A 14,200-nucleotide genomic window follows, 5' to 3' on the forward strand; every position below is an offset into this window, starting at 1 on the left:
CTGGGGCCGCGCCGGGTGCTGGGGCTGGTCTGGGGGCCGGGGGTGGGCGATTTTCGACCTGGCCAAACTGCGCGCCGTGGCCCGCGTGCTGGACGCGCAGCCCTTTGACGCGCGGTTCCTGGATTTCCTGACGCGGGCGGCGGAATACACGCTGACGCCGCTGCCGTCGATGCTGCGCATGGCCACGCGCGCGCCCGACATCGATCAGCCCCCTGCCGCTCGGCGCATCATCGTGCCGGGATCGGGCCAGCCGGGTCGCGCGACCGAGGCGCGGGCCCGCGTGCTGCAGGTCATGGCCGATCACGGCGGCGCCAGCTTTGCTGCCTCCGAGCTGGCGCAACTGGCGGGCGTCAGCACGTCGGTGGTCAAGGGCCTGGTCGCCAGCGGCGCCCTGGCCGAGATCGAGGCGCCGCGCGATCTGCCCTATCCGGTGCTGGACCCCGCGCGGCCCGGCAAGCCGCTGGCCCCTGACCAGCAGGCGGCGTCCGACACGCTGCGCGGCGCGATCCGGGCGGGCGGCTATGGCACCACGCTGCTGCGCGGGGTTACCGGGTCGGGCAAGACCGAGGTGTATCTGGAGGCCGTGGCCGAATGCCTGGCGCAGGGGCGGCAGGCGCTGGTCCTGCTGCCGGAAATCGCGCTGTCGGCCGAATTCCTGGACCGGGTCGAGGCGCGGTTCGGCGCGCGGCCCGGCGAATGGCACAGCGGCATCACCCGCACGGAACGCCGCCGGTTGTGGCACATGGCCGGGCGGGGGCAGGTGGGACTGGTCGTCGGCGCGCGGTCGGCGCTGTTCCTGCCCTTTGCCGATCTGGGCCTGATCGTCGTCGATGAGGAGCATGACGGCAGCTACAAGCAGGAGGACGTCGTCTATTACAGCGCCCGCGACATGGCGGTGCTGCGCGCGTCCATCAGCCGGGCGCAGGTGGTGCTGGCATCCGCCACACCGTCCTTGGAAAGCTGGGTGAACGCGGCCAGCGGCAAATATGCGCGGCTGGACCTGCGCAGTCGCTATGGCGAGGCCGAGCTGCCGCAGATGGCCGCCATCGACCTGCGCGCCGAGGCGATGGAGCAGGGGCGCTGGATATCCCCCACGCTGGCGCAGGCGGTCACCGCGCGGCTGGCCAAGGGCGAACAGTCGCTGATCTTCCTGAACCGTCGCGGGTTCGCACCCGTCACCGTCTGCCGCGCCTGCGGGGAACAGATCGGGTGCCATCAATGCGACGCGCGGATGGTCGAACACCGGTTCCAGAACCGCCTGGTCTGCCACCAATGCGGCGAGACGCGACCCATCCCCACCGCCTGCCCCAGCTGCGGGGTCGAGGGCAAGCTGGCCCCGATCGGTCCCGGTGTCGAACGCATCGCCGAGGAGGTCGCGGCGCGTTTCCCCGACGCCAAGGCCACCGTGCTGTCATCCGACCTGTTCCATTCGGCCCGGGCGCTCAAGGAGACGATCGCCCAGATCTCGGACGGCGACACGGACATCATCATCGGCACGCAGATCGTGGCCAAGGGGCACAACTTTCCGCGCCTGACGCTGGTGGGGGTGGTCGATGCCGACCTGGGCCTGCAGGGCGCCGATCTGCGCGCCGCGGAACGCAGCTTTCAGCTGATGCGGCAGGTGGCGGGGCGCGCGGGGCGCATCAGCGGCGCCGCGCCGGGGCTGGCGCTGCTGCAGACGCACCAGCCCGACCACGCGGTGATCCGCGCCATCCTGTCGGGGCGCGACGAGGATTTCTGGGACGCCGAGGCCGCAGGCCGTCAGGCGGCCGGCATGCCGCCCTTCGGCCGGCTGGCGGGGATCATCCTGTCCCATCCCGACCTGCCCACCGTCGCCGATTTCGCCCGCCATCTGGCCGGGCTGGCCACCCCCCTGGCCGAGGTCGGGGCCGAACTGTGGGGGCCTGCGCCCGCGCCAATCGCGCGTGTGCGGGGGCGTCACCGCATGCGGATGCTGATCCGCGCGCCGCGTCAGGCGCCCCTGCAGGCGGCGATCGCGGATTGGCTGGCGGGGGTCAAGCTGCCCACGAACATGCGTCTGTCCGTGGACATCGACCCGCAAAGCTTCCTCTAGCGATCAGTTCTTCAGGACGATGCAGCGCCCGCCCAGGGACTTGAACCGGTTGCAGAACCGCGTGGCCTCGTCGCGCGAGGAATAGCCGACTTGCGCGGTAAAGACCGCGCGCGGCATGCTGTTCAGCCGCTTGCGGACATAGCCCACGCGCGCCCCGTCCGTCAAAATCGGCCGCAGCGTGCGGTTCAGCCGCGCGACCTGCTGCGCCGCGCCCGCCTGGCTGGGATGGCTGGCGACGACCACGCCCCAGGCATCGCCGGGGGCTGGGTGTTGAACTCGCGCAGCGACCGTTCGCCGGCCATCCGCTCGCAGGCCGGGCGGAAGGCCTGGTCGTCGGCCAGGGCCAGCTTCACCTCCTGCTGGGGCGGCGGGTTGTCGCGCCAGCGATGCGCGCTGAACCCGGTGATCGATTCGACGTAATCGACCGTCTCAAAGGGCAGGGTCGTGGCTTGGGCGATGAACCGTGCGGCCCGGTTTTCCCCACCGTTATAGGCGACGGCGGCCAGGCCGATATTGCCGAAACGGTCGCGCAGCTGGCCCAGATACCATGCCGATTTGGCGATGGCCTGGGCCGGGTTGAACGGATCGTCCAGCCAGTACAGATCGGCGGTGCCGGGCATGAACTGCGCGATGCCAAGCGCGCCCGCCGGGCTGACGGCCGATGGTTCGAACCGGCTCTCCTTCCACAGCAGACGCGCCAGAAAGGCCGGGTCCAGCCGGTGATCGGCCGCGTTGCGTTCGATCAGCTTGCAGACATCGGCGGCATAGTTGTCGCGCGCGATGCAGTCGCGGCCGTTGTCGCTGCAGCGCAGGTCCTCGGACATGCGGGGCGGGGGCAGGCCGTGAAGGGCGTCGATCGCCGGCCGTGCGGACAGCGGCGCGGTAACGCAGCACAGCGCCAATGCGGCGGCACCAAGGATCCGGGGGATGGACATCATCGCTGCGGGCCGGCCATCCGCCCGCACCCGATGCGCGGGCGGACGATCACTTGGATTTCTTCGGCTTGGATTTCTTGGCGGGCTTCGCCTCGGCCGATTTGGCCTTTGCGGGCTTGGCATCCGCCTTGGGCTTGGGTGCCGCGCCGTCCTTGGCAGGCTTTGCGGCTTTGCGCGCGGCCTTGGCATCGGCGCTCTCGGACTGGCGTTCGGCCTTGCGGGCGGCGCGGCGGGCGGTCTTGGCGGCCTCCTTCTCGGCGGTCTTGGCAGCTTTGGCGGCGGTCTTCTGGACCTCCTTCGCGGCTTGGCGTTCAGCCTTGCGCGCGGCCTTCGCGGCCTCCTTCTCGACGGCCTTGGCAGAATCCTTCTGCGCCTTGCGGGCCGCCTGCTTGGCGGTCTTCTGCGCCGTGTCGTCGCTCAGCGCGGGCATCGCAGCCGGTTCTGCCGGTGCATCCGCAGCGACGGGCGCGGGCGCCGCTTTCGCGCCGCGTTTCGGAACGCGATGCGGCTCTGTCCGAAGATCGGTCTTGCGCGCCTCGGCCGGCTTGCGGTCGGCGGGCGTGCGCGGGACGGTCGCCTGCTTGCGCTTGGCGGCGGCAGGCTTGGCGGATGTGGGTTTCGCCGCGGGCTTCGCCTCCGCAGGTGCGGCGGCGGGGATGCCGGGCGACGACAGGCGACGCTTGCGGCGTTCCATGTCGGTCCGGCGCAACGCCGCGCGCAGCATTTCCGCCGGGGCGGGGTCGCCTTCGCCGTCGGCGGTCGTGGCCTTGGCGCGCGCGGCGCGCAGCGCGTCGATCAGCGTCAGCAACGCCGCATCGTCCAGCGCGCCAAGCGCGGGGTGACGGCTTTGTTCGGCCAGCGTCAGTTGGTCGGGGCTGAGCAGTTCCTGCTCACGCTTGGCATAGTTCGGCATTCGCGGGACCCTTGGCGGACGGATGATGTGTTCGGCAGGACTGTGCGCAGGAATCGTCTGTTTTGCAATTGGAAAGGGCTCCGGTCGCAACCGGAGCCCCTGATCTTTTGGCCAAACCGCCTGCGGCCTTACCGGGCGGGAACGGCGCTTTCGACCGGCGAGACGAAACCGCCCGCCGTCGCAAAGGGATCGTCGACCAGCATCGGCTGAACCGATGTCGCCGTCGGGACCGCAGTCATCGCGGCATAGGGGTCGGTGATTCCCGCAGGCACGGCCGATTCGACGGGCACGGGCGCAGCCATCGCCGTTTGCACGGGCGTGGTGGCAACCTGCGCGGTCGCTGCCGGGTCGACGGCGGGCTCCGCTGCGGCCGCGGGAAGGACATAGCCTTCGGGCGTTTCCTGCATCGGGCCTTCCATGCGGACGCTTTCCGCCTGCGACCGGACGATCACCTCGGTGCCGTTGGGGATCTGTTCGAACAGGTCCATGACGTCCTGGTTGAACATCCGGATGCAGCCGGCCGACGTGGCCTTGCCGATGGACGAGGGGTCCAGCGTGCCGTGGATGCGGTAATACGTGTCGACGCTGCCCTGGTACAGGTACAGCGCGCGCGACCCCAGGGGGTTCTGCATGCCGCCGGGCAGGCCGCCGGCGAACTGTTCGTACAGCTGCGGTTCGGTCCGGATCATGTTGTCGGTTGGACGCCAGCTGGGCCAGGACGCCTTGCGGGCGATCGTGGCGCGACCTTCGAAGGTCAGGCCGGCGCGACCCACGGCCACGCCGTAACGCATCGCCTGGCCGCCGGGCTGCACGTGGTACAGCACGCGGGCATAGGGATCGACGACGATGGTGCCGGGCGACTCGGTGCCGTTATAGGGCACCAGCTGGCGGGTGTTGCGGTCGTTCAGATAGGCGGCGCGGACGGCAGCGATTGGAATCGGCTCTCCGTTCGGGCCGGTATCGGTGCGGGCCTGATAGATCTCGGGGATCTGGACCGGCTGCTGGGTGGTGGTGGTCGTGGTCTCTTGCGAGGGACCGCAGGCCGCCAGCCCCAGGGCCAGCGCCGCGAAAAGGGAAGCGAGGCGCATCGTTGCTTGTTCCTTGTTCATCGTCGGTCGCGCCGGCAGAGGCGGTCCCGAGGCAGCATCTGTTCTGTTGCGCCACCAGGCGGGCGCGATTCGCATGTTCTTCCATGAGGCCGGCCGCCGATCCGCGTCAACCCCGAGCCACCCTAGACGGGGTCCGCGTGGCTTTTGCGCCCAATCTATGTGGCGCAACGGCGTCAGGTGGATCACCTTTATGCGTGTGATGAACAACTTGGCGTGTCATCGGGTTTCATGTGCGGACAAAAACTTTGCGTTGAACGGACCGGCGGCGACGTTGCGGGTCCGCGGGCACGCGCCTAGGCTGACCGCGATGCCCGACGCAGGAAAGGCCGATCCGTGACCCCTTCGACAGACCCCGACCCCACACGCGCCTCCACCCGGACCGGCGCGCTGGCCCCCCTGGGCTATCGCGACTTTCGCCTGTTGTGGAGCGCGACGCTGGTGTCGAATTTCGGCGGCCTGGTGCAGGCGGTGGGCGCCGCCTGGCTGATGACCCAGCTGACCGACAGCGCCACGCTGATCGCGCTGGTGCAGGCGTCGAACACGCTGCCGATCATGCTGCTGGCGATCGGGGCGGGGGCGCTGGCCGACATCTTCGACCGCAAGACCCTGTTGATGGGTGCGCTGATCTTCATGGCGCTGGTGTCGCTGGCGCTGGCCGCCGTGGCGTGGACCGGTGGGCTGACGCCATGGCTGCTGCTGGGCTTCACCTTCCTGCTGGGCGCGGGGCAGGCGGTCTACAACCCGCCCTGGCAGGCCAGCATGGGCGATCTGGTCGACCGAAAGGACCTGCCCGCGGCGGTCAGCCTGAATTCCGTGGGCTTCAACCTGATGCGCAGCGTCGGGCCTGCGGCGGGCGGCCTGATCGTGGCGACGCTTGGTGCGTCGGCGGCCTTTGCGGTCAACGCGCTCAGCTATCTGCCGCTGCTGGGGGCGATGTCGCAGTGGAAGCCCAAGCTGGCACCGCGCGTGACCACGCCCGAACCGTTCATGGCTGCGATGGGGGCGGGCCTGCGCTATGTCGCGCTGTCGCCCAACCTGCTGCGGGTGATGACGCGGGGCGCGCTGTTCGGCTTTGCCGCCATCGCGGTGCTGGCGCTGCTGCCGCTGGTCGCGAAAAGCCACCCCGAGGGGGGATCGCTGTTGTTCGGCGGTCTGCTGGGCTGTTACGGCGTCGGCGCCATCGGGGGCGCCCTGCTGAACCCGCGCATCCGGGCGCGGTTGAACAACGAGAACGTCGTGCGCATGGCCTTTGCGGGCTTTGCCATCGCCGCGCTGGTGCTGGGCCAGACGGAATCGGTCTGGCTGCATGCGGCGGCGATGCTGCCTGCGGGGGCGTCCTGGGTGCTGGCGCTGTCGCTGTTCAACGTGACGGTGCAACTGTCGACGCCGCGTTGGGTCGTGGCCCGCGCGCTGGCCCTGTACCAGATGGCGACGTTCGGCGGCATGGCGGCCGGGGCCTGGATCTGGGGCATGGTCGCGGGCGCGCAGGGGCTGGACACGGCGCTGACCGCGGCGGGGGCGTGCTGCTGCTGGGCGCCGCCATCGGGTTCTGGCTGCGGGCGCGAATTCGGGGCGGTCGATCTGGACCCGGTGAACCGGTTCCGCGAGCCCGCGCTGATGCTGGATCTGCGGGGACGGTCGGGGCCGATCATGGTGATGGTCGATTACCGCATCGATCAGCCCGACGTGCCCGAATTCCTGCGCCTGATGCAGCGGCGGCGCAACATCCGCAGGCGGGACGGGGCGCGCAACTGGTCGCTGCTGCGCGATCTGGAACATCCCGACCAGTGGAGCGAAAGCTATCACATCGCGACCTGGGACGAATATGTCCGCCACAACCTGCGCCGCACGAAATCGGACGCCGAGGTCGCCGTGGCCCTGCGCGCGCTGCACAAGGGCGACGCCGACCCCCTGGTCCACCGCATGATCGAGCGTCACAATGTCGGCCCACAGGACGACGTCCCCCTGATGGGCAAGATCGAGATCCCCTGACCGGGTCTTTCCCCCTCGCCTGCACGCGCGGGTTGTGCCAGATCTGGTGCAATTCTTGGCGCGAAAGGCTGGCAGATGATCCGACTTGTCCTGTTGCTGGCGCTGTTCCTGCCCGTCGGTGTGCAGGCCGGGCCGTGGCCGCGCGAGGCCGGGCGGACCTTTCTGTCGCTGTCGGGGGAACGCAACCGCGCGGACAGCACCTATTCCTCGGTCTATGCCGAATACGGGCTGACGCCGCGCACCACGCTGGGGATGGAACTGGGCCGCGCCGACCAGGCGGAGACCAGCGCCATCCTGTGGCTGCAGCGCGCGCTGGACGGCGGGCAGGGGCCGAACCGGTTCGCGATGCAGTCGGGCGCGGGGGTGATCCGGCGGGGCGAATACACCCTGCCCGTGGTCCAGGGCGCGCTGTCCTGGGGGCGCGGCTTCGACAAGGGCTGGGTCAGCGCGCAGGTGCTGGCCAAGATGACCGGCAGCGCGCCGGACCCGCGCGCGCCCGTGCGCCCGTCCTTTGCCGCCAGCTTTCTGACCGCCGAACGGGTGGTCAAGACCGACGTGACGGTGGGCCTGCGTCCGCGCGACGGGCTGATGGTCATCAACAGCCTGTGGCTGGAACACCGCCAGGACGAGGATGCCTCGGCCCGGCTGATGTCGTCGCTGGTCTTCGACGTGCCGGGACCGATCAAGGTGGAGCTGGGCATGGTCAGTCCCCTGTCCGGCCCCGCCGAACAGGCTATCCGGCTGGGCACCTGGCTGGAGTTCTGACCTACAGCCGGTCGCGCCAGCGATTCACCAACGGATAGCGCCGGTCCAGCCAGAACGCGCGGGTGGAAATCCGCGGTCCGGGTGCGGCCTGATACCGCTTCCATTCGCTGACATAGAGCAGCTTTTCGACCTGCCGCACGGTATCGGCATCGAACCCCTGCGCGACCAGATCGGCCAACGACAGGTCCTGTTCCACCAGCCCGTCCAGAATGGCGTCCAGCACCTCATAGGGCGGCAGGCTGTCGTCGTCGCGCTGGTCGGGGCGCAGTTCGGCCGACGGCGGTTTGGTGATGATCCGGATGGGGATCACCTCTCCGGGCGCGCCCATCATCCAGTCGCGGTGATTGGCGTTGCGCCAGCGGCAGGTCTCGAACACCCGCGTCTTGTACAGGTCCTTGATCGGGTTATAGCCGCCGGCCATGTCGCCATAGATGGTGGCATAGCCGACCGCGACCTCGGACTTGTTGCCGGTGGTCAGCAGCATCTCCGAAAACTTGTTGGACAGCGCCATCAGCATCACGCCGCGCAGGCGGGACTGGATGTTTTCCTCGGTGATGTCGGGTTCGGTGCCATCCATCAGATGCGCCAGCGCGCCACCGACCGCATCGCGCGCGCCGTCGATGCGCACGGTGTCCAGCCGCGCGCCAAGGCGTGTCGCGCAATCGGCGGCGTCGTCCAGGCTGGTCTGGGATGTGTATTCCGATGGCAGCATCACGCAGCGCACGTTTTCCGGCCCGATCGCGTCGCAGGCGATGGTCGCGACCAGCGCGCTGTCGATGCCGCCCGACATGCCCAGCAGCACCTTGCGGAAGCCCGACTTGCGCAGATAGTCGCGCAGGCCCAGCATCATCGCGTGGTAATCCTGTTCCCACGCGTCGGGCTGTGGCGCCATCAGGCCGGGTTCGGCGCGCCAGCCGTCGGCGCCGTTGATAAAGTCGACATGCACGACCGCCTCCTGAAAGGCGGGCAGCTGCACGGCCTTGTGGCCGCCGGGGTTCAGAACGAAGCTGGCCCCGTCATAGATCTGGTCGTCCTGACCGCCGACCATGTTCACATAGACCAGCGGCAGGCCCGTTTCCACGACGCGGCCGACCATATGGCCCATGCGCAGGTCCAGCTTGTCGCGGTGGTACGGGCTGCCGTTCGGCACGACCAGGATCTCTGCCCCGGTCTCGGCCAGGGTCTCGGCCACGTCGGGGTACCAACTGTCCTCGCAGATCGGGCTGCCGATGCGGGCCGCGCCCACCGGATAGGGGCCGCTGATCGGGCCGCTGTCGAACAGGCGCAATTCGTCGAACAGCTGCTTGTAGGGCAGGTGGTGCTTCAGCACGCGGGCGACCAGCGCCCCGTCCCGGAACACCCACCAGGCATTGTACAGCCGGTCGCCGTCGCGCCAGGGGCCGCCGATGCCGATGGCGGGACCATCGGTCAGCGACTGGCCCAGTTCCATGATCGCATCCTGGGCCTGCACGACAAAGGCGGGTTTCAGCACCAGGTCCTGGGTCTGGTACCCGGTGATGAACATCTCTGGCAGGGCCAGCATGTCGGCGCCGGCGGCGCGGGCCTGTTCCCACGCGTCGCGCGCGCGTGCGGCATTGCCCTCCAGATCGCCCACGGTGGCGTTCAGCTGGCCGATGGTCAGGCGGAAACGGTCGGTCATCACGGGCACCCCGGTTGTGTGGCCCCTTGGATAGAGGATCGACCGCCCAAGGAAAAGTCGGCCTTTGCGCATGGGTGCCTTCCGGGGTAAACCTGCGGCAAAACACCGTAAGGGGCGACAGGCGATGAAAGCGGCAATCGGAACGGCCTTGGCATTGGCGATCTGGGCAGGCCCGGTGGCCGCCCAGGTCATCACCAAGCAGTACGACGATGGCGGCGTCTACGAGGGCACCTTCCGCAACGGGCTGCAGCATGGCCAGGGCAGCTATGTCCTGCCCAACGGCTATCGCTATGATGGCGACTGGGTCGAGGGGCAGATCATGGGCCAGGGTCGCGCCGAATTTCCCAACGGTTCCGTCTATGTGGGCCAGTTCGCGGGCGGCAAGCCGCATGGCCAGGGCACGATCACCTATGCCGACGGCGGCACCTACGAGGGGACCTGGGCCGAGGGAGAGATCACCGGCCAGGGCATCGCCCGCTATGCCAACGGGTCGGTCTACGAGGGCCAGTTCGTCAGCGGGCTGCACCAGGGTCGCGGCGTGCTGACCCAGGCCAACGGCTATCGCTATGACGGCGACTGGAACGCGGGCGTCAAGGAGGGTCAGGGCAAGATCACCTATCCCGACGGCGCCACCTACGAAGGCGCGATGCTGGCCGGCCAGCGCGCGGGCCAGGGCAAGCTGGTGATGTCGGACGGGCTGACCTACGAGGGCGTCTGGGCGGCAGGCCAGATGTCGGGCGCGGGCGTGCTGGTCCAGCCTACGGGCGACCGCTATGACGGCCAGATGCAGGGCGGGCGCCGGCAGGGCAAGGGCGTCGCCACCTATGCCAACGGCGACGTCTATGACGGCGATTTCGCCGATGACCGCCGCCACGGGCAGGGCACGTTCACGGGCGCGGACGGCTATGTCTATGTCGGCGAATGGGCGCAGGGCCGGATGGAGGGGCGCGGTCAGATCACCTATCCCGACGGGTCGGTCTATCTGGGCCAGATGCGCGCCGACCGTCCCGACGGCACCGGCAAGATCACCTATGCCGACGGATCGACCTATGAGGGCCAGTGGTCCGAGGGCGTGATCGAGGGCGAGGGCAAGGCCAGCTATGCCAACGGCATGGTCTATGAGGGCGGTTTCCGCAACGCACGCAACGACGGGCAGGGGCGCATGTCCTATCCCGACGGCTATGTCTATTCGGGCGCCTGGAAGGACGGCCAGCGACACGGCGAGGGCCAGGCCACCTATCCCGATGGAACCGTGTATACCGGCAGCTTCGTCGACGGGCTGCGGTCGGGCACGGGGCGCCTGACCACGCCCGACGGGTTCATCTATGAGGGCGGCTGGAAGGCCGGAGAGATCGACGGCACCGGGGTCGCGACCTACGGCAACGGCGACCGCTATGAGGGGACGTTTGCCGCGGGCAAGCGGCAGGGGCAGGGCGTCATGCGCTATGCCACCGGCCAGGTCGCGTCGGGCGAATGGCAGGACAACCGCCTGATCGAGGCTGACCAGGGGTCGACCGACGCGGCCCCCACCGAAGACGCGCCCGACCTGCCGGCCGAGGCCCCGTGACCGCGTTCCGCCGTGCGACTGCGGCCGATCTGCCTGCGATCCCGGCGCTGCTGGCGGACGACCAGCTGGGCGCGGCGCGCGAGGATCCGGCGGATGTGGCGCGGTATCGTGCAGCCTTCGATCTGATCGATGTCGATCCGGCCCAGCTGCTGGCGGTGGCGCAGGACGGGGATCAGGTCGTGGGCACCCTGCAGCTGACTTTCATTCCGGGGCTGGCACGCGGCGGCGCACTGCGCGGCCAGGTCGAGGCGGTGCGCGTCGCCCGCAGCCATCGCGGCGCGGGCCTGGGACGGGCGATGATGGACTGGGCCATCGCGGAATGCCGCGCGCGGGGCTGTGCGCTGGTGCAGCTGACGACGGACCGGTCGCGCGCCGATGCGCACCGGTTCTATGACGGGCTGGGGTTCGTGCCGTCGCATGTCGGGTACAAGCTGGCGCTGACCTAGCGCGCGTCGTCGTTCGTGAACAGGCCGGTCAGCGCGCGGCTGACAAGGTTGCCGACCTTGGGCCGGGGCTGGGACAGGAACGGCAGCGGGCGACAGACCTCCATCGCGGCGATGCCCACGCGGGCGGTCAGCGCGCCGTTCACCAGCCCCTCTCCGAACCGGCGCGACAGCTTGGCCAGGATGCCGCCGCCCGCCATCGTGTGGATCAGGTCGTCCCCCGCCGCCACCGCGCCAGTGGCGATCAGATGCGTCATCACGGTGCGCGCCAGCCGCCAGCCGCCGACGGCACCGGCGCGCCCGCCATAGATCTCGGCCATGCGGCGGATCATGCGCAGGTTCGCGGCCAGTGCGGCGGCCACGTCGGCAAGGGCCAGCGGCACCAGCGCGGTGGTGGCGGCGACGGTGCGGGCGGCGGCCTCGATCTCGCGCCGCGCCTGCTGGTCCAGACCGGCCAGCAGCTCGGTCTCGGTCAGGGTCAGCAGGGCGTGGGCGTCAAAGGTCTCGGCCCGCCGGTCGGCCAGGCGCTGGCGCTGCCACTCCATCTCGGGGCGCTTGGCATAGAGGGCGACCAGACCGTCGGTGACCGCCTTGGCCTGATCCAGCTTTCGGCGGCCAGCGCCGCGCCCGCCTGACGCTGCAGCGCGTCGATCCTGGCCATCCGCCGCCATGCGCGCCATTCGCGCAACGCCATGCCCAACGCGGCCAGCGTGAACACCGCGAACAACGTCACCGCGATCCAGCCCAGAAGCGGATAGCGGGTCATCAGCCCGTCGATGAAATCCAGCGCCATCACGCCCAGCAGGAAGGTGAACAGCGCCGCCCCGGCATTGATGAACAGCCGCGTCAGCCGCGACGGCGGCCGCCCGACCAGTCGCGCCACCATCTGCATGGTGCGCGGCTGCGGCAGGGGCGCGTCGCTGACATCGATGGCAGGCGCATCGGCCGGGTTCGGCGCATCGTCGGCGCGGGTTTCCGTGCGGGGCGGGCGGGACTGGGTGCCGGGGGCGTCGTCCAGGGGCATCAGGACCGGGCCGCGCGGGCGTTGGGGGCGTCCGTTTTTGGGGCGTCTGTCACAGGCGGTCTCCGATCAGGAATTCGGCGGCGCGGTCCAGCCGGATATGGGGCGGGCCATCGCCCGGACGCGTGGTCAAGGGCGCGGGTGCAAAGTTCATGATCGCGTAATCGGCGTCCAGCCAGGACTGCGCGCCCTGCCGCGCGGGATGCAGCAGCACGGCGGGGTCGGCGGGCAGTTCGCCCGGAAAGAACGCGGCCTGGCGCCCGTCCAGCAGGCGGCCGCGCACCGCGGGCAGGTCGCCGTCGGGCTGGGCGATCATGTCTTCGGTCGTGGCGCGCAGGGCGGCGATGGCCATCGCCTCGGTCCGGGCGCCCTGAAAATCGGCGCGGTCGCGCGCCTCGCGCAGCATGGCCGACAGGATCGCGGTCAGGCGGTTGTGCTGGGTGTGGTGCAGGTGGTCGGCCTTGGTCGCCGCGAACAGGATGCGCTCCACCCGCCGCGTGCCCAGCAGCTGGCCCAGCCAGCCGGCGCGACCGGGGCGAAAGGCCGACAGGATGTCGGCCATGGCACGGCGCATGTCCTCGACAGCCTGCGGGCCCTGATGGATCGCGCCCAGAATGTCGACCAGCACCACCTGACGGTCGATGCGGGCGAAATGATCGCGGAAAAAGGGCCGGATCACCCGCGACTTGTACGCGTCGAACCGGCGGCGGAATTCGCGGCCAAGGCGCGTGGCCTGCAGGTCGGGGGTCAGGGGCGCGAATGTCAGGGCGGGCGATCCCGCCAGCTCGCCCGGGATCAGAAAGCGTCCCGGCGTGCAGTCCGACCAGCCCGCGTCGCGCGCGGCGTTCAGATGCGCGGTATATATGTCGGCCAATTGCTGCGCCTGGGGTTCGGTGAAGCCGTCGTCGCGGGGCAGCGCCTCCAGCGCGGCCAGGAACCGGTCGGCGCCGGGGCGGCCCGCGATGCGGTCCAGCACCTCGGCCGACCATTGGGCAAAGTCACGCTCCATCAGGCGCAGGTCCAGCAGCCATTCGCCGGGATAGTCGACGATGTCCACATGCAGGTTGCGCGCCCCGCGCAACCCCCCGAACATACCGCCGCCCTGCAGGCGCATCGACAGGCGCAGCTGGCTGACGTGACGGGTCCCGTCGGGCCAGTGTGGGTCCGGCCCGGTCAGCGCGGCCAGGTGGCGTTCAAAGTCGAACCGCGGGATGGTGTCATCGGGCTGGGGCTGCAGCCACACGGCTTTCAGCCGCCCGTCGGCCGCGGCGCGCAGCGACGACATGCGCCCGCGTTCCAGGAGGTTCGCCACCAGCGAGGTGATGAACACCGTCTTGCCGGCCCGCGACAGGCCCGTCACGCCGATGCGGATCACCGGATCTGACAGGCCCAACCCCTCCATCACGTCGCTGCCGATACCCATGTCCGCCCCTGTTCGTTTCGCGACACCCAACGCCGCGGGTGCAAGATAGGTCCGCGGCCCGGCGATGTGTAGCGGTGCGATTGTGCCGGGCACCCCCGCGGCGCTAGAAGACGGGCATGACGGATGCCTTGCCCATCGACGACGCCCTGCCCGCGCTGTGCGCGGCGATCCGCAGCCATGGTCGCGCGGTGCTGGTGGCCCCGCCGGGCGCGGGCAAGACGACGCGGGTGCCGCTGGCGCTGATGGATCAGATCGCGGGCCGTATCCTGATGCTGGAGCCGCGCCGCCTGGCGCCCGC

The 14,200-nt window shown here is 69.9% G+C and carries 12 protein-coding genes and 1 pseudogene; 6 read left to right on the forward strand and 7 right to left on the reverse strand.

The genetic code is table 11. The annotated features are described in order from the left end of the window. Positions 1–2,074, forward strand: a pseudogene (locus tag TY51_RS10565) (primosomal protein N'); the annotation flags it as partial. A 3-nt stretch (positions 2,075–2,077) separates the two neighbouring features. Here TY51_RS10565 and TY51_RS23405 read toward each other — a convergent pair. From TY51_RS23405 to TY51_RS10580, 4 genes are all read right to left on the reverse strand, one after another. Next, the gene (locus tag TY51_RS23405; protein WP_231559005.1) at positions 2,078–2,317 is read right to left on the reverse strand and encodes a hypothetical protein; all 240 of its coding nucleotides are present in this window, start codon (positions 2,315–2,317) and stop codon (positions 2,078–2,080) included. Continuing rightward, a complete protein-coding gene (locus TY51_RS10570; protein ID WP_231559006.1) occupies positions 2,260–3,012 on the reverse strand; it encodes a lytic transglycosylase domain-containing protein in 753 nt (250 codons plus the stop codon). The genes TY51_RS23405 and TY51_RS10570 overlap by 58 nt, the downstream gene beginning before the upstream one ends. Before the next feature lie 46 nt (positions 3,013–3,058). Beyond that, on the reverse strand, positions 3,059–3,922 hold the full coding sequence (locus TY51_RS10575; RefSeq protein WP_052650028.1) for a hypothetical protein: 864 nt from the start codon (positions 3,920–3,922) through the stop codon (positions 3,059–3,061). Positions 3,923–4,050: 128 nt separating this feature from the next. After that, positions 4,051–5,010, reverse strand: coding sequence for a L,D-transpeptidase (locus TY51_RS10580; protein ID WP_081994876.1), 960 nt, complete (start codon positions 5,008–5,010; stop codon positions 4,051–4,053). A 354-nt stretch (positions 5,011–5,364) separates the two neighbouring features. Here TY51_RS10580 and TY51_RS10585 point away from each other — a divergent pair, with 354 nt between their 5' ends. Continuing rightward, a complete protein-coding gene (locus tag TY51_RS10585; protein WP_231559007.1) occupies positions 5,365–7,023 on the forward strand; it encodes an MFS transporter in 1,659 nt (552 codons plus the stop codon). Between the two features lie 75 nt (positions 7,024–7,098). Continuing rightward, positions 7,099–7,788 carry a hypothetical protein gene (locus TY51_RS10590; RefSeq protein ID WP_042249366.1) on the forward strand — a complete coding sequence of 230 codons (690 nt, stop codon included), beginning with the start codon at positions 7,099–7,101 and terminating at the stop codon, positions 7,786–7,788. A gap of 1 nt (position 7,789) precedes the next feature. On the opposite strand, the gene TY51_RS10595 is transcribed toward TY51_RS10590, so the two are convergent. Continuing rightward, positions 7,790–9,448 carry an NAD+ synthase gene (locus TY51_RS10595; RefSeq protein WP_042249370.1) on the reverse strand — a complete coding sequence of 553 codons (1,659 nt, stop codon included), beginning with the start codon at positions 9,446–9,448 and terminating at the stop codon, positions 7,790–7,792. Between the two features lie 124 nt (positions 9,449–9,572). Here TY51_RS10595 and TY51_RS10600 point away from each other — a divergent pair, with 124 nt between their 5' ends. After that, positions 9,573–11,015, forward strand: a complete 1,443-nt coding sequence (locus TY51_RS10600; protein WP_042249374.1) for a 2-isopropylmalate synthase — start codon at positions 9,573–9,575, stop codon at positions 11,013–11,015. Then, positions 11,012–11,461 carry a GNAT family N-acetyltransferase gene (locus TY51_RS10605; RefSeq protein WP_042249376.1) on the forward strand — a complete coding sequence of 150 codons (450 nt, stop codon included), beginning with the start codon at positions 11,012–11,014 and terminating at the stop codon, positions 11,459–11,461. Before TY51_RS10600 ends, TY51_RS10605 begins: the two co-directional genes overlap by 4 nt. On the opposite strand, the gene TY51_RS10610 is transcribed toward TY51_RS10605, so the two are convergent. Continuing rightward, positions 11,458–12,138: a TIGR01620 family protein gene (locus tag TY51_RS10610; protein ID WP_307536189.1), complete on the reverse strand. Its 681-nt coding sequence runs from the start codon at positions 12,136–12,138 to the stop codon at positions 11,458–11,460. The genes TY51_RS10605 and TY51_RS10610 overlap by 4 nt on opposite strands. Positions 12,139–12,531: 393 nt before the next feature. Beyond that, positions 12,532–13,902 (reverse strand): YcjX family protein, encoded by a 1,371-nt coding sequence (locus tag TY51_RS10615; protein WP_042249379.1) that lies wholly within the window; start codon positions 13,900–13,902, stop codon positions 12,532–12,534. A gap of 116 nt (positions 13,903–14,018) precedes the next feature. Between TY51_RS10615 and TY51_RS10620 the strand changes: the two genes are divergently transcribed. Further along, the coding region (locus tag TY51_RS10620) for a hypothetical protein (protein WP_042249382.1) at positions 14,019–14,200 on the forward strand (182 nt) is incomplete at its 3' end.

The organism is Paracoccus sp. PAMC 22219, assembly GCF_000787695.1.
Lineage (GTDB): Bacteria > Pseudomonadota > Alphaproteobacteria > Rhodobacterales > Rhodobacteraceae > Paracoccus.